General features: G+C 64.7%; 15 protein-coding genes and 2 pseudogenes. 10 read left to right on the forward strand and 7 right to left on the reverse strand.

Annotation, left to right across the window (positions count from 1 at the left end; genetic code table 11):
- The first annotated feature begins 82 nt into the window (after positions 1-82).
- The 7 genes from BANT918_RS03895 to BANT918_RS03925 all read left to right on the forward strand — a co-directional run bounded on the left by BANT918_RS03895 (position 83) and on the right by BANT918_RS03925 (position 10342).
- Entirely contained in the window at positions 83-1531 is a 1449-nt protein-coding gene (locus BANT918_RS03895; RefSeq protein WP_101619232.1) for an APC family permease, read from the forward strand.
- The gene (locus tag BANT918_RS03900) at positions 1528-2457 is read left to right on the forward strand and encodes a universal stress protein (protein ID WP_101619033.1); all 930 of its coding nucleotides are present in this window, start codon (positions 1528-1530) and stop codon (positions 2455-2457) included. The genes BANT918_RS03895 and BANT918_RS03900 overlap by 4 nt, the downstream gene beginning before the upstream one ends.
- Positions 2458-2637: 180 nt before the next feature.
- A complete protein-coding gene (locus BANT918_RS03905; protein WP_101619034.1) occupies positions 2638-3489 on the forward strand; it encodes a fumarylacetoacetate hydrolase family protein in 852 nt (283 codons plus the stop codon).
- Positions 3490-3687: 198 nt separating this feature from the next.
- The gene (locus tag BANT918_RS03910) at positions 3688-4935 is read left to right on the forward strand and encodes a CaiB/BaiF CoA transferase family protein (protein WP_101619035.1); all 1248 of its coding nucleotides are present in this window, start codon (positions 3688-3690) and stop codon (positions 4933-4935) included.
- Between the two features lie 282 nt (positions 4936-5217).
- Positions 5218-6138, forward strand: a complete 921-nt coding sequence (locus tag BANT918_RS03915; RefSeq protein ID WP_101619036.1) for a hydroxymethylglutaryl-CoA lyase — start codon at positions 5218-5220, stop codon at positions 6136-6138.
- On the forward strand, positions 6131-6904 hold the full coding sequence (locus BANT918_RS03920) for a CaiB/BaiF CoA transferase family protein (RefSeq protein ID WP_226829551.1): 774 nt from the start codon (positions 6131-6133) through the stop codon (positions 6902-6904). The genes BANT918_RS03915 and BANT918_RS03920 overlap by 8 nt, the downstream gene beginning before the upstream one ends.
- A gap of 63 nt (positions 6905-6967) precedes the next feature.
- Complete coding sequence (locus BANT918_RS03925) at positions 6968-10342, forward strand: DEAD/DEAH box helicase (RefSeq protein ID WP_167389371.1); 3375 nt, start codon at positions 6968-6970, stop codon at positions 10340-10342.
- Positions 10343-10778: 436 nt separating this feature from the next.
- On the opposite strand, the pseudogene BANT918_RS17655 reads toward BANT918_RS03925, so the two are convergent.
- Positions 10779-10862: pseudogene (locus BANT918_RS17655) on the reverse strand (antibiotic biosynthesis monooxygenase); the annotation flags it as partial.
- 36 nt (positions 10863-10898) lie between these two features.
- Between BANT918_RS17655 and BANT918_RS03935 the strand changes: the two are divergent.
- Positions 10899-11171, forward strand: a pseudogene (locus BANT918_RS03935) (GMC oxidoreductase); the annotation flags it as partial.
- A 73-nt stretch (positions 11172-11244) separates the two neighbouring features.
- Entirely contained in the window at positions 11245-12003 is a 759-nt protein-coding gene (locus tag BANT918_RS03940; protein WP_167389372.1) for an HpcH/HpaI aldolase family protein, read from the forward strand.
- Positions 12004-12019: 16 nt separating this feature from the next.
- Here the strand turns inward: BANT918_RS03940 and BANT918_RS03945 are convergent, their stop codons facing one another.
- From BANT918_RS03945 to BANT918_RS03970, 6 genes are all read right to left on the reverse strand, one after another.
- Positions 12020-13015: an alcohol dehydrogenase catalytic domain-containing protein gene (locus tag BANT918_RS03945; RefSeq protein ID WP_101619038.1), complete on the reverse strand. Its 996-nt coding sequence runs from the start codon at positions 13013-13015 to the stop codon at positions 12020-12022.
- Between the two features lie 77 nt (positions 13016-13092).
- Positions 13093-13803, reverse strand: coding sequence for a phosphonatase-like hydrolase (locus BANT918_RS03950; RefSeq protein ID WP_096157976.1), 711 nt, complete (start codon positions 13801-13803; stop codon positions 13093-13095).
- Between the two features lie 114 nt (positions 13804-13917).
- Positions 13918-15597 (reverse strand): phosphonate ABC transporter, permease protein PhnE, encoded by a 1680-nt coding sequence (phnE, locus tag BANT918_RS03955; RefSeq protein ID WP_101619039.1) that lies wholly within the window; start codon positions 15595-15597, stop codon positions 13918-13920.
- Positions 15597-16472: a phosphonate ABC transporter ATP-binding protein gene (phnC, locus tag BANT918_RS03960; protein ID WP_101619040.1), complete on the reverse strand. Its 876-nt coding sequence runs from the start codon at positions 16470-16472 to the stop codon at positions 15597-15599. The genes phnE and phnC overlap by 1 nt, the downstream gene beginning before the upstream one ends.
- A gap of 11 nt (positions 16473-16483) precedes the next feature.
- Entirely contained in the window at positions 16484-17470 is a 987-nt protein-coding gene (locus BANT918_RS03965; RefSeq protein WP_197679688.1) for a phosphate/phosphite/phosphonate ABC transporter substrate-binding protein, read from the reverse strand.
- Positions 17471-17579: 109 nt separating this feature from the next.
- Positions 17580-18713: a TIGR03364 family FAD-dependent oxidoreductase gene (locus tag BANT918_RS03970; protein ID WP_069599244.1), complete on the reverse strand. Its 1134-nt coding sequence runs from the start codon at positions 18711-18713 to the stop codon at positions 17580-17582.
- Between the two features lie 252 nt (positions 18714-18965).
- Here BANT918_RS03970 and BANT918_RS03975 point away from each other — a divergent pair, with 252 nt between their 5' ends.
- Positions 18966-19733, forward strand: coding sequence for a GntR family transcriptional regulator (locus tag BANT918_RS03975; protein WP_101619041.1), 768 nt, complete (start codon positions 18966-18968; stop codon positions 19731-19733).
- The last annotated feature ends 7 nt before the right edge of the window (positions 19734-19740 follow it).

The following is a 19740-nucleotide window of genomic DNA, read 5'->3' on the forward strand; positions in this document are numbered from 1 at the left end:
GGTCAGGGCTCACTGCCATGGTCGATGATTGACGGTGTCGGCACCCATACGCAGGAAAGACGACGATGTCTGGGGAATGATGATGGCAACTTTGCGACAGCAGCTGTTCCGAGTGAAACCAGTCCCGCAGCAGGGCGAGGAAACGGGCAGCGATCTCAAACGCACTATCGGCCTGTTCTCACTGACCATGATCGGCGTCGGCTCGACCATCGGCACCGGCATCTTCTTCATCCTCTCCGAATCCGTGCCCGTCGCAGGGCCTGCGGTCATCTGGTCCTTCGTCATCGCCGGTCTCGTCGCGGGCCTCGCGGTCATCTGCTATGCGGAACTGGCCGGCAGCGTGCCCGTCTCCGGCTCCTCCTACTCCTATGCCTATGCGACGCTCGGGGAGCTGCCGGCGATGGGGGTCGCGGCCTGCCTTCTCCTCGAATACGGCGTTGCAGGAGCCGCGGTCGCCGTGGGCTGGTCGCAGTATGTCAACCAGCTGCTGTTCAACCTCTTCGGGTTCGAGATCCCGCACGCCTTGGCCTATGCCCCGGAGGAGGGCGGGATCGTCAACCTGCCAGCGATCGTGCTGCTGGCCATGTGCTGCTTCCTGCTGGTCCGCGGCACGGGCGAATCGGTCGTCATCAACACCGTCATGGTGTGCACGAAGATCGGCGTTCTCCTCTTCTTCGTACTTGTCGGAGTCACCGGCTGGAACGTCGACAACTTCGCCGACTTCGCGCCCTTCGGCTTCTCCGGGGTGGTGGCAGGCTCGGGCCTGATCTTCTTCAGCTACGTCGGCATGGACGCTGTGGCCACCGCCGGTGATGAGACGAAGAACCCGAAGAAGACCATGCCCCGGGCACTCATCTCAGCTCTCATCATCGTCACCACTGTCTACGTTCTCGTGGCGATCGCGGCGCTGTCGGCTCAGCCGTGGCAGGAGTTCGACGGGCAGACGGCCGGCCTGTCGGCGATCCTCGAGAACATCGTCGGCGCCCAATGGCCGGGCACCATCGTCGCCGCCGGCGCCGTGATCTCGATCTTCTCCGTCACTCTCGTCTCGATCTACGGTCAGACCCGGATCCTGTTCACCATGTCACGCGACGGAATGATGCCCAAGCTCTTCGGCGAGGTCAATCCGCGCACGCTGACCCCGGTCAAGGGCACGATCATCGTGACCGTGGTCATCGCCATTCTGGCAGGGTTCATCCCGTTGAATTTTCTCGCCGAGATGACGAGCATCGGCACCCTCGTCGCCTTCATCGTCGTGTCCCTGGCCGTCATCATCCTGCGTGTGCGCGAACCCGACCTCGAACGCGGCTTCAAGGTGCCCTTCTATCCGGTCCTGCCGGTGCTCGCGATCATCGGCTGCCTCTGGATCATCAGCAACCTGCAGATCATCACCATCGTCGTCTTCCTCATCTGGACGGCGGTCGTCCTCGGCCTGTACCTCATCTTCGGCCGCAGATCCTCGGTGCTGGGCAAGCAGCGGGCAGCACATGACAACATCGACGGATCCGATTCAACGGGAGGCAGACAATGAGCATCGTCGTCGGCATCGCACCAGGTCAGGACAATCGGCCAGCAGTTGAGTTGGGGATCGTGCTCGCACGGTCCTACGGGCACCGGCTCGTCGCGGCGGCCATCGATTCCGCCGCCTGGCCGATGAGTCCCGCGCTCTTCGACAGTGAGTACCAGAAGAAGCTTCGCAGTGTCGCCGAGGCTGCCCTGGACGAGGTCCGGGCGCTCCTTCCCGATGACATCGAGTCCCAATGCCTCGTCCACAGTGCCCGCTCATCGCGACGTGGACTGCTCGAGGTGTGCCGAGAGGAAAGTGCCTTCCGCCTCGTCGTGGGCCCCGCGGCTGATGGAAAGCCGGGCCGGATCGCACTGGGCTCCGTCTCCACCGGACTGCTGCACAGCGCCAGCCTGCCGGTGGCGCTGGCGCCGGTCGGATACCGGGCTGCACCGGGGGCTCGGCTGCGGCGGATCACTGCCGCGTACAGCGGTTCGTCCACCTCGGCGGACCTCATCCTCGGGGCAGCGGTGGTCTCTGCAGAGTCCGGCGTGGACTTCCGCATCGCCTCGTTCGCACCCCGGTCGCGGGTGATTTCGGCGGCAGGCGTGGGACTCGATGTCGAATCCAGCGTCATCGACGAATGGGTCAAAGTGATCCGGCGAGAAACTGACGAGATCCTATGCTCGATCGATCAGCTGCAGATCAAGCCGGGCGAGACCGATGTGGCCATCGGCACGGGGCCCAGCTGGGCCGGTGCGCTGACCGATGTGGACTGGGAAGATCCCGAAGTCATGATGCTCGGCTCATCCGGTCTCGGGGCGTTCAAGCGGGTGTCCCTGGGCAGTCACGCCATGCGGATTCTGCAGCACTCGCCGGTTCCGATCGTCGTCGTCCCCAGGCGGGCGAGATCCGATTACACGGCCTCTGCCGTCGACGGTGCGGGGGAGTAGGAGGCCAGGCCGGCGTGTTCGCGCGCCCGCACTGTGTGGGTCACACAAAACAAGTGTCCAATACTTGAACTATTCAAACTTAGAATGTGAGACGCCGCTACCGTGGTTCCACAGGCTAGCATAGCGCGTCCGGCCAACGACGGCCGGATGCCAGAGCCTGGTGAACACGAGAGGAACCGTATGGAATTGCTGCGCTTGGGCCCCATCGGCCACGAGATCCCGGTAGTGCATGACGACGACGTCCACTACGATCTGCGCCCCCTGACCACCGACATCGACGGCGAGTTCTTCGCCGACGACGGCATCACACGAGTCCGCGCCGCACTGGACGAAGGTGGCCTCGAGCCACTCGACTCAGCGCAGACGCTGCGCATCGGCGCCCCGATCGCACGGCCCTCGGCCGTGGTGTGCGTGGGCATGAACTACGCGGCGCATGCCAAGGAGGCCGGAGGCGAGCCACCCGAGCGCCCCGTCGTCTTCTTCAAGATGCCCTCGACGATTGCTGGCCCCTATGACCGACTCGAGTTGCCGCCCTATGCCACGAAGGCCGACTGGGAGGTCGAGCTGGGACTGGTCATCGGCACACGAGCCTTCCGAGTCGCCTCGGCGAAGGAGGCGTATTCGCATGTGGCCGGCTATGTGCTGGCCAACGACCTGTCCGAACGCAGGTTCCAGATCGAGGAATCCGGCGGTCAGTGGTCGAAGGGGAAGAACCTTCCCGGTTTCACTCCACTGGGTCCGTGGATCAGGCCCGCAGCTGAGGTGGACCCCGGGTCCCTGCGGCTGCGCAGCTGGGTCAATGGCCAGGTGCGCCAGGATTCGTCGACGAGCGACCTGATCTTCGACGTCGGGCAGATCATCCATCAGCTCAGCCAGACGATGCCCTTCGAACCCGGCGACGTGATCCTGACCGGCACGCCCCAGGGTGTGGCGTTGTCCGGGAAGTTCCCGTTCTTGGCCGATGACGACCTCGTGGAGGTGGAGATCGACGGCCTCGGGCGGCACCGGCAGGTCGTGACCGTCACTCAGTGACGTGGGTGTGGAGACATGGCAGAGGGGCGCTGCTCCGGACTCCCCGCGTAATGAAATGTCGCCGTTGATCGTGCTGGCCTGGCACTATTGCAGACAGGCATGACTCGGTGCAGGCCGCACGGCACAGAGCGCCCGGGGCCCATCGGGGCGCGGGCAGGCGAGCAGATCCGAGACCGATCGACGAACAGGAGCATCGACATGAGCGCACGTCGTCTTCCACTGACCGGTGTGCGAGTCCTCGAACTCGGCAACTACATCGCGGCACCCACAGCCGGGCGCATGCTTGCCGACTTCGGCGCGGAGGTCATCAAGATCGAGCGCCCCGACACGGGTGACGAGCTTCGCAACTGGCGTCTCAAACAGGGCACCACCTCGATGCTCTATCGGACCATCAACCGCAACAAGAAGTCCGTCGTGCTCGATCTGCGCTCGGAGGAGGGCCGGGCCTCAGCCCTCGAACTCGTGCGCCGGTCCGACATCGTGCTCGAGAACTTCCGTCCCGGGACCATCGAGAAGTGGGGGCTGGGACCCGAGGTGCTCGAAGAGACCAATCCCGACATCATCCTCGTCCGGATCTCCGCCTTCGGCCAGACCGGGCCCATGTCCGAACGTCCGGGTTTCGCCGCCGTTGCCGAAGGCTACTCCGGGTTCCGCGAACTCGTCGGTGACCCCGATCGGCCGCCGGTGCGAGTGGGTGTCTCGATCGGCGACTCCATCGCCGGGATGCAGGCCGCGTTCGGTGCGGTGATGATGCTCTTCGATCGTCAGCGGCAGAAGATCACCGGTGCTGCTGAGGCGGTTGTCGGCTCTGATCACAGCTTCGAAGGCGGAGGCCCGCTGGCCGATCGCACGGTCGACGTGGCACTCAACGAAGCCATGTTCTCCGTCATGGAGTCACTCGTCCCCGACTACTCCGCGTTCGGTGAGATGCGCACACGAACCGGCGGCCGGATGGAGGGCATCGCGCCGTCGAACGGCTACCTCTGCGCCGGGGGCAAGTCCGTGGTCATCGCCGGCAACGGAGACGGAATCTACAGACGCCTCATGGACGCCGTCGACCGTCCGGACCTGGGCGAAGACCCCGACCTGCAGACCAATGCCGGACGGTGGGAGCGACGAGAGGAACTCGACGAGGTCATCGGTGCCTGGTGTGCGAAGCGCGATGTCGCCGAGGTGGTCGAGACTTTGGAGGCCGCGGGCGTTCCAGCCGGGCCGATCTACACCGCCGAAGACCTCGTGGCCGATGAGCAGCTCGCAGCGCGCGGCATGATCCAGCACCTCGATGTCTCGACCGGCGAAGAGATGCTCAGCGATGTCGCCTTCCCGGGAATCACCCCGGTCATCGGCGGCTCATCGATCCCGATCGACCACCTCGGCCCGGATCTGGGCGAACACACCGACGAAGTGCTCGAGCAGCTCGGCGGGAAGCTGCCCGAACACGACTGAATAATCACGACAGTCTTGGGCGATCACGACAGTCTTAGACGACGCCTCTAGCCAGGGCCGAACACGAGCCTCCGAGCTGTCGAGACCAGGAGTCCCATTAAACGGGAGTGACCGTCTTCACTTCACGTCCGCTTCTCACATAGCGAGCAATTCGTGTCCGCGCTCACCACGGGGGACCCGCGAACGGCTATGTTGATGGCAGACGGCAACACGCAAGGGAGCGTGAGGCCGATCTCTTCCCGCTGTCCGGGAAAGAAGCAGGTCAACGAAGGAGCTCCCACCATGGTTCGGCCCACATCGGTCACGATTCTCGACACAACGCTGCGCGACGGTCTCCAGATCGAAGACGCCATCGTTCCCACCGACGCCAAGGTCGCACTCGGCGAGCAGCTCATCGCCGCAGGTCTCAAGGAGATCGAGGTCGGATCGTTCGTCAATCCGAAGAAGGTCCCACAGATGGCCGATACAGGAGAGGTCCTGCAGCGCCTCCAGTCCCACGAGGCCGAAGGCGTCGACTTCTTCACCCTCGTCTTCAACCTCAAGGGTGCTCAGCGTGCCGTCGACGCAGGGGCGAAGAACATCAAGCTCGTCCTCTCCGCCTCCGAAGGTCACTCGCAGGCGAACTCCGACGCCCCTATCGCCCAGGCCACGCACCGACTCCTCGAAGCCGCGACCTTCGCCAAAGACAACGGGGTGCGCTTCGACATCGCCACCGCAGTCAGCTTCATCTGCCCCTTCGACGGAATCACCGATGCCGACCACCTCGTCGAGGTCCTGCGTCCCTTCGTCGATGCCGGGGCACACGGGGTCGGGGTCGCCGACACCATCGGAAACGCCAACCCATCGCTGGTGGCCAGGAACACCTCGGCGGTCATCGAAGCCTTCCCGGGCAATCCGGTCAACCTGCACCTGCACGACACCTACAACTTCGGAATGGCCAACGTCATCGCCGCACTCGACCTCGGAATCTCGAACTTCGACGCGGCCATGGGCGGCCTCGGCGGCTGCCCCTTCGCCCCGGGCGCGGCAGGCAACATCGGCACCGATGACCTCGTCCACCTCCTGCACCGCGAAGGCGTGAACACCGGCGTCGACGTCGAGGCACTCTCGACAATCCGGGAACCGCTGACGGCAGCCGTCGGCCACGAGCTGACGTCGAGCCTGTCCGCGATCCCCGCCGTCCCGGCGGCCTACCATGCTTGAGCAGGGCGAATCCTCGACCGTCGGCGCGGAGGAACTGCCGCTGGCGGGCATCCGCGTCATCGAGTTCTCCCACATGGTCATGGGGCCCAGCTGCGGGATGATCCTCGCCGACTTGGGCGCCGAGGTGATCAAGGTCGAACCGCGCGGAGCCGGTGACAAGACCCGCTATCTGCCCGGCTCAGGATCCGGGCTCTTCCCCGCCTTCAACCGCAACAAACAGTCCGTGCAGCTCGACATCGCCGAGGCGGCCGACCGTGACGTCGCCCTGTCCCTCATCGATTCCGCCGATGTTCTCCTCGAGAACTTCCGCGTCGGGAAGATGGAGTCCATGGGTTACGGCTACGAGGAGCTCGCGCAGCGCAATCCGCGCCTCATCTACTGCTCCCTCAAGGGATTCCTGTCCGGACCCTACGGCCAGCGCACCGCCCTCGACGAGGTCGTGCAGATGCTCGGCGGCCTCGCCTATATGACCGGCCCACCCGGACAGCCGCTGCGTGCCGGAGCCAGCGTCAACGACATCATGGGCGGCATGTTCGGCGTCATCGGCGTGCTCTCTGCACTGCGAGTGCGTGAACGCACCGGTGAGGGGCAGGTCATCAACTCCGCCCTGTTCGAGAACAACGCCTTCCTCGTCGGCACGCACATGGCGCAGGCTCAGATCAGCGGGGAACCGCTGCGTCCGATGCCCACTCGCCGGGCCACCTGGGCCGTCTACGACATCTTCCGCGACAAGCACGGCGCCAGCTGGGGGCTCGAAGAGAGGTGAGTCGGGTGCGGTCTGAGGTTTCGTGTCAGCTTGGCGTGAGAAACTGAGGCAATGGATCGAGCGATGACAGTTGTGCCGACCGACGAGATCATCGACCTCGGTGGACCAGGTGCTTTCTCACGCGGGACTGCCTACGCCAACCAGGGGCGGGTGCTGCGGGCGGTCTGGTACGGGAACGAACAGCAGCTGGTCGGCGACGTCGTCGGCTCGAGCGGTCTCTACCGGACCATGATTGAATTCGAGGACTTCGAAGACGGGGAACCAGGTGAGATCGTCTCCACTGATTGCTCATGCCCGGTCGGCGGCGACTGCAAACACTGTGTGGCACTGCTGCTGTTCAACAACACGCGCACTCCCGAACAGGACGATTCGGGCGGGCACCGGCTTCCGGGCAGGCAGGCTCCGGACCCTGTATGGAAACAGCAGTTGGACCGTGTCGTCGAGGCGTCGAACCGGACATCGAGCGTGCCCGATACTCCTCTGGCCCTCGGGTTCGAACTGCATCGGCCGCCGAACCGACGCTACTTCCAGCCCCAGACACCCGCCCGACTCAAGGTCGCCGAGATCCCCGACGAGCCGGAACCGCAGGTGCACATCAGACCGCTCGTCCCCGGGTCGAAGTCCAACTGGATCAAGGGACAGGCGGGCTGGCACTGGTTCACCACTCGCATGAACTCTGCCCGGTTCGACTCCGAACAGTTCGAATGGTTCTTCCGCCTCGCCACTCTTGACGACTCGCTCGGGTATCGAGGGTATTCGAGTTCTTCGACGACGATCACCCTCGACGACTTCGCCTCGACCTTCCTGTGGGACCTCCTCGCCCAAACCGCCGACCTCGACATTCCCCTGGTGAGCACGGACAGACAGATCACGATCCGCCTCGGCGAGAGAGCCCAGTTCCACATCGACATCACGAGCAGGTCCGAGGACCTCGTGGTCTCTCCCGAGGTCTCGATCGACGACCGACCGGTTCCACTCGAAACCGTGCGCCCCATCGGCAACGCCGGCGTCCACTCCCTGGCCCTGACCGGAAAGTCACGAGCCATTCTCACGCTCGCACCCCTGAGCACGCGCCTGAGCCCGGGGCAGCAGGCGATGCTGTCCAACACCTCGGCGACGGAGATACCAGCCTCGGCACATGAAGATTTCTTTGACCGGGTCCTCCCGCTGCTGCGCCCGCCCAGGGGTCAAGGCCAAGACTCGATCATCAGCAGCGACGATTCGGTCGAGGTGCCCGTCGAACGGCAACCACATCTGAATCTGCAGGTCAGCTACGACACGACCACTGGCCGGGGGAGCGCGGCGACCGGCAGAGGAGGCAGTGCGAAGGAGACGCCGAAGACGAGCGCACGGCTCGAGTGGTCGTGGACCTACTACTCGCCGAAGCGGATGTATCCTCTCGTGGCCGTTCAGTCGGAGTTCGCCGACCCGCAGCACAGTCGCGATTCGAAGTTCGAACAAGCGGTGCTGCAGAAGGTGCGAGGAATTCAACCTGATGCGGCGCGGACCGAATCGGCGACGCTGACCGGGATCGAAGTCGCGAAATTCACCACCCGCATCCTGCCGCAGCTCTATGACCTCGACGACGTCGAAGTCACGATCACCGGCCAGGACGGCCCACCGGAGTTCCGCGAACTCGAGGCCGCGCCCTCGATCACAGTCCGGACCTCGGCGAACGATGACTCCGACTGGTTCGACCTCGGCATCGACGTGACGATCGAGGGCCACGAGATCCCGTTCGTCACTCTGTTCAAGGCGCTCGCCACCGACGAAACTCACCTGATGCTCGACGACGGCTCATACTTCTCCCTCGACAATTCTGCCTTCGACAAACTGCGTGAACTCCTCGCCGAGGCGGCATCCCTCGACGGTTTCAAGCCCGAGAATCCGCAGCTGAGCCGGTATCAGGCCGGACTGTACGAGGATCTCGAGGAACTGGCCGATGATGTCGCCGAGGATCCTCGGTGGTCCGGGCTCATGGACGGTCTGCGGCAGATCGATTCCATCGCCGAGGTGGCCGTGCCGGACACGGTGAACGCGCAGCTACGCCAGTACCAGGTCGAGGGATTCCGGTGGTTGGCGTTCCTGCACGAGCACAACCTCGGCGGGATCCTCGCTGATGATATGGGCTTGGGCAAGACTCTGCAGACCCTGGCGCTCGTCGACCACGATCGGGGCCAGCGGGAGGAGCCCGGGCCCGCGTTCCTCGTCGTCGCGCCCACCTCGGTGGTGGCGAACTGGGTGCTCGAGGCGCGGAAGTTCACCCCGCATCTGAACGTCACCGCGGTTGCGGAAACGGCGAAGAAGCGGAAGAGTCCGGTCGCCGAGGTGGCCGCGGGTGCCGATATCGTCGTCACCTCGTACGCGGTGATGCGTCTGGATATCGACGAATTCGCGGGCCACGAATGGGCGGGGGTCATCTTCGACGAGGCGCAGTTCATGAAGAACAACCAGGCCAAGACGCACCGCGCGGCGCGGAGGATCGCGGCACCCTTCCGGTTGGCGATCACGGGTACGCCGATGGAGAACTCGCTCACGGATGTGTGGTCGCTGGCGGCCATCACGGCACCGGGATTGTTCCCGGCAGCGAAGCAATTCAAGGAGGACTACGTCAAGCCGATCGAATCGGGAGATGACCCGGATCGGATGACTCGGCTGAGGTCGCGGCTGCGGCCGTTCATGCTGCGACGGACGAAGGACCTCGTCGCCGCGGACCTGCCGGCCAAGCAGGAGCAGGTGCTCACTGTCGAACTCGAACCACAGCACCGCAGGCTCTACGACACAGTCCTCCAACACGAGCGCAAGCAGGTGCTCGGCCTCCTCGGCGATTTCGAGAAGAACCGGTTCGCAATCTTCCGGTCGCTGACGCTGCTGCGGATGCTCGCGCTCGACCCGGGCATCGTTGCCGACCACGCCGATTCCGGAATCGGATCGAGCAAGCTGACCGTGCTCATGGAATATCTCAACGAGATCACCGCTGAGGGCCATCGGGCGCTCGTCTTCAGCCAGTTCACGAGCTATCTGCGCAGGGTCGCAGCCGAACTCGAAGCAGGTGGGATCGACTTCGTCTACCTCGATGGGTCGACCACGGACCGGACGAAGGTCATCGAAGCCTTTCGTCAGGGAAGCGCCCCGGTGTTCCTCATCAGCCTCAAGGCCGGTGGGATCGGGCTCACGCTGACCGAGGCTGACTATGTGTTCCTGCTCGACCCGTGGTGGAACCCCGCCGCCGAGTCCCAGGCGATCGACCGCACGCATCGCATCGGTCAGACTCGCAATGTCATGGTCTATCGATTGGTTGCAGAGCACACGATCGAAGAGAAGGTGCTCGCGCTGCAGGCGAAGAAAGCCGAGCTGTTCACGGCCCTCATGGACAATGGAAGTGCGTTCAACGAGGTGATCTCGGCCGCAGACATCAAGGGACTGCTGGAAGCATAGGTCCCGGTTCCATAGTGCGCGGGCCGGGGTACGTCTGCGAGAGCTGCTGAACCAGCTGGCGGGTTTCGAAGAGACCGTGCTGCTTGACCACGACGGGAACAAGGCCGACCCCGAGCCCGGCGAATGCTCACCGATGCCTCCACCAGTGCACAACGCCTCGGCGAACTCGTCGGCATCGGCTGCTACGCGCCCCGCCGATAACTCCCACTGTCAGCCCCGTTCGGGTCATACACTGAAAAGCAGACTGAATCCGTTCTGACCAGGACAAACACTCACCCCACACGACACAGATCGGAAACTCCGCTAGCGGTCGCACCCGAAGAGCTGGGACTGGGTCGGGTACTGATGACGGTCTCCGCCGGGATCATCACCGACAGCAGGAACGAGTGGGAGCAGGCTCGGTGGACCTGTTCCCACTCGTCGACAGCGATGCAGGTCAGTCGACCTGGAGTTCTCCCATCGCGTCCCAGCCGTCGCCGTCGATCTGGCGAGAGATGATCTTCGGCGTCGATGCGAGGGCGCATGGTTACGCCGCGGGTGAGGCAGTGCCGAGGGTGAGGCGGTAGACAAAGCGGTCGGAGCGCAGACCTCGCATCGTACTCCGCCCTACCCGTCGACCCACAACCTCGGCACCGCGAGGATGAGCGAGAGGCCCGAGGACGGTGTCGTCGACAGGTGGGGTCGTTCCCACGATGTGAAGAACCTCTTCATCTCCGATGGTTCGGTCTTCACCACAAGTGCAGCGGCGAACCCGACTCTGACCATCGTCGCACTCGCTATTCGGCAGGCGGAATACATTGCGGAGGCGCTGCGCACCCAGGAACTCTAGGAAAAGCCGCTGAGGCTCATCCGGATAACGAACAAGCCTGGCACCGGCAGGGCGCATGTGATTCGATGCACATATGACTGAAGCATTGGAAAAGCATCGCGCGAGCCTTGCCGCGGGAGAGATCTACAACGGACTGTGGATGATGTCGACGAGCCAGGAGCTCGCGAAGATCGGATCAGCCGCAGGCTACGACTACGTGTGCCTCGATATGCAGCACGGCTTCGCCCGACCCTCGGACATCCTGCGCCTCACCGACGCCGTCCGAGCCAGCGGTCCAGCGCTGGTCACCGCCCGGGTCGCGGCAAACCGATTCGCCGAGATCGGGATGCTCGCCGATGCAGGTGTCGAGGCCGTCATCGTCCCTCTCGTCTCCTCTGTTGCCGATGCTGAGGCGGCGGCTTCCGCACTCGACTACCCGAGCCGCGGCGGCGACCGTTCATGGGGCCCGACCGCGGACCTCATGCACAATGCGGTGCAGGACACCCGCGACGAGCGCCCCCTGCTCTTCGTCATGATCGAGAACGAGGAGGGCCTGGCGAACGTCGAGAAGATCTGCGCAGTTCCCGGTATCGACGGCGTCTACATCGGCCCCGCAGATCTCGCCTTCGCTGTCGACGCTCTCCCCGGTCAGCCCAATGACGCCCACGCCGAGGCGGTGGCGCGGATCCGCACGGCCGCCGACGTTGCCGGGATCATCCCCGGCATTCACTGCGGCAACGGTGCGGAAGCCAAGGTGCGCAAGGCACAGGGCTTCCGCTTCATCACCTCGGCGGGGGACATCGGGGCCGCCGGCCGTGCATTCCGGGAGGACCTGGCGACAGCACGGGGATGAGGCAACACGTGGTTGGTCACCGGTCGATATCCACCACGGTCCGCAGCCCCGGACTCGGCTCGGCGAACTCAGCCGCCAAGTCTGATAGACCGATGGGGCCGCCGAGGATGTGCTCCCACGGCATGCCCCCGCCGTCCGCAGCAAGGAAGTCGACTGCCTGCTGCAGGTGGTGGGGTTCGAAATTGTGCACACCGGTGATCGTGCGCCAGCCCCGGACGAGCTGCTCGGGACTGATCTCGACGCTCGGTCCCGGGCTGACACTGCCGGCGAGCACCGCGGTGCCGCCGACGCCGAGGCCGGCCAAGCAGGTCTGCACGCCAGAGGTGGTGCCGGAGAGCTCGAGTGCGACGTCGACATCCGGAGGCACCTCCTCTTCCATGATCGTGCTCGCCCCGGCGTACAGGGCCACGTCCTGGCGCTGCGGCGTCGGATCGAAGGCAATCACCTCGGCGGCTCCCAGAGATCGGGCGGCGGCCACCGCCGTGAGCCCCAGCATTCCCAGGCCATTGACGAAGACTCGACGTCCCCGCAGGCCACCGGCGGCCTCCACCATGGCCATGACGGTGGCCACGGCACAGCCGGCGGTCGCAGCCACCGCGTCGGGCACCGATTCCGGTACCGGGACGACGGCCACACCGGCGGGCAGGTGGATGTGTGAGGCGTAGGTGCCCGACAGCGTCCAGCCGCTGTCGGTGGCTTCGTGGCCGACCTTGACCACCGACGTGCATTTCGCGCTGAGCCCGCGCCTGCAGTTCCGACACTGCCCACACACCGAGGTGACCGAGAAGACCACGCGCTGCCCGGGTGTGAGATCCGCCCGAGAATCCTCGACCACGCCGACGCCTTCGTGGCCGAGCACCGAGGGGCACGCTCCGGGGCGGCGTCCGCGAACGGTGTGCCGATCCGAGCCGCAGACGGTGGCTGTGGTCAGTCGGATGAGACTCTCACCCTCGGCAAGTTTCGGGAAAGCGAAGGACTGAGTCTCGAAGTGGCCCCCTCCGGTCCAGACCACGGCTTGGACCCGAGTCTGTGCTGGGCGCTGACGGGCAGAAGCTGAGCGAACGCAATCCTGCTTCTGGGCTGAAGTCGTCACTGCGTCACCGTATCCGCACGCTCGGTGACGGCAACTGAGAACTCAGCCATCACTGCGGGAAGCTCAGCCACGGACTCGAGGACGATGTGCGCACCTTCGGACTCGAAATCCTCACGTGTGAGATGCCCAGTGAGGACGCCGATGGCGGTCACCTCGGCGCGCAGAGCCGACTGCACGTCTGCTGAGGTGTCGCCGGTGCTGATGACCGCGTTCCGGTCCTCGACTCCGAGACTCTCCATCACAGAGAAGATCATGTCTGGTGCTGGTCGTCCATGGGGCACCTCGTCCCCCGTGGTCGAAGCGTCGAAGATTCGGCCCTGAGTCCACCCCATTGTGTCGAGGATGAGGTCGGCGATTTCGCGCGAGAATCCCGTGGTCAAGCCCACTTGGACACCGCGTTCGCGCAAGGTCGCCAGCGCCTCCTCGACGCCGGGCAGGGGAGTCGGTGGATTCTCGGTATAGGTGCGGTGCAGTTCGGCACGGAACCATTGCCAGGCTCGCTCGTGGTTCTCCTCGGTCACATCGACCCCGCCGAGGCGAAGCAGATTCTTGATTGCCCACCTCTTCTCCGTGCCCATCCACTTCTGGAATACTGCATCGGAGTACTGTGCGCCTTCGCGTTCCGTCGCCTGTCGCAGGACGCGATAGACCTCGTCTCGTTCGTCGATGGTGGTGCTCGCCATGTCGAAGACTGCGAGTTCAATCATTTTCTCTCTCCATTTCTCTGCAGGGTGCAGATGGGTTCCATCTGCCTGGGGCCGGGATGGTTGCCTGGTGGGTGGCTGACGGGGTCGGCGGCGTTCCGCAGAAGCCATTGCGCGTCAGCGCACGGCCTTGCGCAGCCACATCGACAGCGCTTCGACGGCCAGGACGACGGCAACCATGAGGATGAGGACCATGGTGACCACATCGAACTGGTTGACGCGCGAGGCATTGAGCAGCAGGAAGCCGATGCCGCCTGCACCGACGACTCCGAGGAGCGTGGCCGAGCGGATGTTGTTGTCGAGTAGGTACATCGTGTGGGCGACGAAGGCCGGTGCCGCCTGGCGCAGTGTGGCCGAGAAGAACACCTGTGCCTCGCTGGCACCAGTGGCCCGCATCGCCTCCTGCACCTGAGTGTCCGTCTCCTCAAGCGAATCGGCGATGAGCTTCGAGAGCAGGCCGATCGCCCCGATGGACAGAGCCAGCGTGCCGGCGACCTCGCCCAGACCGGAGATGACGACGAAGATGATGGCGAGGATGAGTTCGGGAATGCCGCGTACGATCACGATGATCACGCGGAACGTCTGATGCACAGAGGCATTCGCCACGGCGTTGCGGGCGGCGAGGATGCCGATCGGAATCGCGAGAACGGCACCGATGAGAGTGGCCGCGAGTGAGATCTGCACGGTCACCAACAGCTGTTCGAAGAGGCTGGACATGGACCCGCCGGCCGATGGTGGGAAGAACAGTGCCAGGGTCTGCGGCAGCTCGAGGATCCCCTGCAGGAGTGCCGACCAGGACACGTCCACGCGCCACAGGGCCGCAACGGTGAAGACGACGATCAGTGCAACCGAGAGGAATCGCTTGAAACGAGCCGCGCTCCAGGGTGGCGTCAGGTGAAGATCGTTGACGCCGGACTCGCGGCCGGCGTTGAACAGACGATCGACCCAAGTGCCGCCGGTGATCGTCTGCCCGGCCGACCTCATCAGTCCAGCGCGGATGGTGCCGGAGACGAGTTCGATGCCGATGCACAGGAGCAGGACGAGCACCGCGAGGGCCATGCCCCGCTGATAGTCCAGCGTCCGCAGGGAATCAGCGATCGCCAGGCCGATGCCGCCCACACCGACGTAACCCAGCAGCACCGAAGTGCGCAGATTGATGTCGAAGCGGTGCAGCGCCGTCGCAATGAGCTGAGGCATCAGCGTCTGCGGGAGGGCCGCCATGATCTGCTGTGCGCGACTGCCGCCGAGGGACTCCACGGACTCGCGTGGGCCGTCGTCGAGTTCCTCGATCGCGTCGGCGTAGAGTTTGGCGATCATGCCGACCGAATGGATGCCCATGGCGATGATGCCGGCCGTGGCTCCGAGCCCGAACATGCGCAGGAAGATGATCGCGAGAACCAGGTCCGGGACTGCACGAGCCAGCACCGTCAGCCCGCGAGCCACCCACTGCGAGGTGACTCCCCATCGTGTGGGTCGGGCGGCGGCCAGAGCCACCGGAATGGACACGGCGACCGAGAGGAGGGTTGCGAGGAAGACGATGGCCAAGGTCTCGAACACCAGGGAGAGGGTCTCTGCCACAGGTGGGAAGTCGAGGGGGACCATGCGGGCGAAGAAGTTCACCGCATTGTCGAAGGAATCGACGATCGTCGCGACATCGATGCCGAGCGAACCCACGGACCACACACCCCCGGCGACCAAGGCGATCATGACGATCGTGGCCGCGATGCTGGACCCGGCCGGTCGCGGACGTGCTGGAACCTCGAGATTCTCGGGTGAGGCCTGGGTGAGCGTGGACATCAGCGGGTGAGGCCACTCGACAGCGGGGTGCGGACGGAACCGGCAGCGGGCTGGTCCTTGCCCGCGGCACTGGGCCCAGCCTCGGCGAGGTCCATGCCGGAGACACTCGAATAGATCGTCGAGGCCTCTTCGGCACTCAGGCCGGCAGTCGAACGATCGAGGACCGCCTGGCCGCCGCGCAGGCCGATGATCCGATCGGCGAACTCGATGGCGAGCTGAACCTGATGGAGCGAGGCGATGACCGTGAGATTGTCCTCCTCGGCGATCTGGCGCAGCAGGTTGATCACGTCGAGCGCCGACACAGGATCCAGCGAGGCCACCGGTTCATCGGCCAGGAGCACGGTGGGGCGCTGCATGAGTGCCCGAGCGATGGCCACTCGCTGCTGCTGACCGCCGGAGAGCGTGTCCGCGCGCTGATAGGCGCGATCGGCCAGGCCGACGCGGTCGAGCTTCTCGATGGCTTCGCGGCGCACGGACTTCGGGTACATCATCAGCGAGATGCGCGGTCCCTTCAGCGAGCCGAGCTGCCCGGCGCAGACATTCTCCAACACGGACATCGGACCGACGAGGTTGAAGGACTGGAAGATCACGCCGATGTTCCGGCGCAGCTCCCGCAGCCCTCGTTTCCCCACCGAATTCACGTCCTGGCCCAGGACACGCACCGTGCCCGAGGTAGGGGCGTGCAGTCCATTGATGTGGCGCAGCAGCGTCGACTTGCCCGATCCCGACAGGCCGAGCAGAACAGTGACCCTGCCGGTGCGGAAGCCGAGGTTGACGTCGTCGAGTCCGAGGACTCCGCCGCCGAAGTCCTTGGTCACATGGTCGAGCTGGACTGCGTAGATATCGTCGATCTCTCGCTGGAGTTCAGTGGTCATGAGTGCGTCTCCTAGCCGACGTTCTTGCAGGCATCTGCCTGGGTGGCATCGCAGATGTCGCGGATGGAATCGAAGTCTGAGTCCTCGACGGGCTTGTAGCCGTATTCGATCTCCTCAGGTAGGACGCAGTCGTCCTCGGAGGAGCAGATGCCGGCGTCGACCATGGCCGGAACGTTGGCCTTCTCACGCAGGATGGTCGTGATCTGCTTGGCCAGCTCAGGGTCCATAGACTCGTTGTTGACAGCGATCGGGTCCTCGGTGATGGGCTCGGACTCCCATGCGGGCTCCAGGCTGCCGGGCTTGACCTGGTCGGATTCCTCGAGCGTCTTGAGCATGGTGTCGTGGGCGAAGGCCGCATCGCATTCGCCGGAGTCCAGGGACAGCAGCGAGGCGTCATGACCGCCGGTCAGGACCTGTTCCATGTCCTTCTCCATGTCGAGACCTTCATCCATGATCCCCTTCATCGGCACGAGGTAGCCCGAGGTGGAGGCCTTGTCGACGAAGCAGACCTTCTTGCCCTTGAGATCGCTCAGGCCCTTGATGTCCGAGCCCTTCTTGACGTAGGCAAGCGAGGTGTAGGCCGGATCCTTCTTCGGATCGCTCGTCGGAGCAGCCGCGGGCTCCATGTCGATGCCGGAGTCCTTGGCGATGACATAGGCGAACGGACCGAACGAGGCGGCATCGATCTGGCCGGCCCGCATTCCTTCGATCACCGCTGCATAATCGGAGGCATTCTGGAACTCGACCGTCTTGCCGGTCTCCTCCTCGAGCAGTGCGGTGACGTTTTCGAAGGTCGATTCCAACGTGGACGATGACTCGGCGGGGACTGCGGCAAAGGTGATGGTGTCGCCGTCGTCGCCGGAGGAACCGCAAGCGGCGAGCAGCGGGAGTGCGAGCGCTGCGGCCGTGAGTGAGCGGACGGTGCGGGAGCGGAAGCGTGGGAACAGGGCCATGGGCGGCCTGCCTTTCGAGTGGTCGGGGTGATCGCTTGGCTTCATTCTTCGACACCTCGAATCAACATGTCTATACAATTCGACCCTGTTCACCGATCGGACATGACAACTTCATCGGCGGTTGGGGCGAGGGGCTTCGAATGTGGTGCCGGTCTCAGGTGGAGGGCCGTGCGTCTGTCTCGGCCGGGTAGCCGCCGAGGATGCGGTCCGCGATCCCAAACGACAGAGTCATCCCGATCCCCGAGGTGACCACGGCGACCGTCGTTCGCGCGTCAGGGCGCTCGAGGATCAGATTCGTCTCGGTGCTGTCGGCATACTGGCCCAGCCACCGCTGGCGAACCACGGGTTCATCGATGCCGAGGATGCTGGTGGCGCGATCAAGCAGCAGATCCCCGACGCGTGCGTCGATGAAGGGCTCGGGGCTGAGATCATAGGCGTGGGAGTCGCCGATGAGCAGTCCGCCGGGGATATCGGTGACCATGAGGTTGGCGATGACATCGACGAGCTCCGGCTCCCGCTGCGTCAGATCCTCACGCAGTGCCGATGCTCCCGGCATGGCGGCGAACCCGTCGTAACGGGCCAATGAGGTGCCCGTGAGCATGGCGAACCCGCTCGGGATCCGTTGCGGTCGCTCGATTAGGGACATTGCCAGCGTGCAGATGCGCACCCCGTGCGCCTCGGCGATCTCCGGGAACAGGGAGGTGAGCTGATAGCCGGGGCAGACGACGACCTGCTCACCGTGGACATCGCCACGGTTGGTGGACACGGTGCCGTCGCCCACCTCGGTGACGGTAGTGTTCCACGTGAATTCGACACCCTCTCCAGCCAGCCACTCGGCAAGGGCGGGGGCTGCCTCACGTGGGTCGACGCGCATATCCAGGGGCAGGTGAGCCCCACCGATGGCGCCCAGGCTCGGGTTCCCGATGGCCGCCGCCACCTCCTCGGCGCTGAGCATCGTCGCCTGATCCGGACCCCGGTGATCGGCGAACTCCTGGAGGACGCGCAGTTCCGGTTCGGTCATGGCAGGGATGAAGGACCCGGTCTCTGCCGCCCAGATCCCGGTGGCTGCCGCGGCCTCCAGCCAGCCGGCTCGAGACGCCATCGCCAGATCCTGAGCGTCATCGGCCTGCCCAGTGAAGCAGGCGTGCCCGAAGTTCTGGATCGATGAGCCCACAGGGCGGGCGGAACGGTCGATGACACGGACGCTGCGGCCCTGACGGTGTGCGCGGAATGCGGTGGCCAGGCCCAGAATTCCGGAACCTACGATGATGAGATCAGTTTTCGACATTCCCCCATCTTGGTCGCTTGTTGTCGTACGATGAACACATGTATGTACAAGTTTGGCGATTGTTCACCTGAACGTGACGTTGCGCTTCTCGGCCGGCACTCCCGGTTCATTCGCCCCGAATAGGAAGGAAGAGACGCCGCCGATCGGAGAACACGACGACCTCGAGCAGCGCAGCGCACGGCAAGCACAGCACCACGGCAGCACAGTTGGAAGCACGTGTCCCCATCCCCGACCCCGACGAGGCCAGCACACATGACTCAGCAGCGCACACGACAGCAGTACGACGAAATCGCCCACTATCTGCGAACTGCGATTCGCGAGGGGTATTTCCAGCCCGGCGACGAACTGCCCTCGGAAGCGGAACTGACCCGGAAGTTCACCAGCTCCCGCGGCCCGGTTCGACAGGCGATGTCGACACTGCGGACCGAGGGCCTGATCTCTTCGGGACGCGGGCGCCGGACGGTCGTATTGGACAATGTGCCCACACAGTCCTTCGACGACATCATCTCCTTCTCCCGGTGGTGCCACAATGCCGACATCGTCCCAGGCCAGCGCACCCAATGGGTGACCCGCAGGCCCGCCGAGAAGTCGCTGGCCGCAAGTCTGCGGATCCCAGACGGTGACCCGGTCGTCTCCGTCTTCCGGCTCCGCCTCATGGACGATGTGCCCACCATGGTCGAGCGCCTGAACTACCCCCTGGAGTTCGGGCGCCACGTTCTCGCCTTCGACACCGACTCCGGGTCGATCTACCAGGAACTCATCGACCAGGGCGTCGACATCAGCCGAACCTCGCGAACCATCGATGCGATCGGTGCCAACGAGGACGACGCCACACTGCTCGAAGTTCCCGTCGGCACACCCCTGCTGCGAGTCCGACGCCGCGCATTCACCGGCGCGGGCGCGCTGATCGAGTCCTCTGACGACCGCTACCTTCCGTGGAAGGCCAGCTTTACGATGAACTCCACCCGGGGAAACCCCAGCTCGATGGCATTGACGTCGACCAACCTCGGCGACATCTGAGGTTCAC

The sequence above is a fragment of the Brevibacterium antiquum CNRZ 918 genome (genome assembly GCF_900169145.1).
GTDB lineage: Bacteria > Actinomycetota > Actinomycetes > Actinomycetales > Brevibacteriaceae > Brevibacterium > Brevibacterium koreense.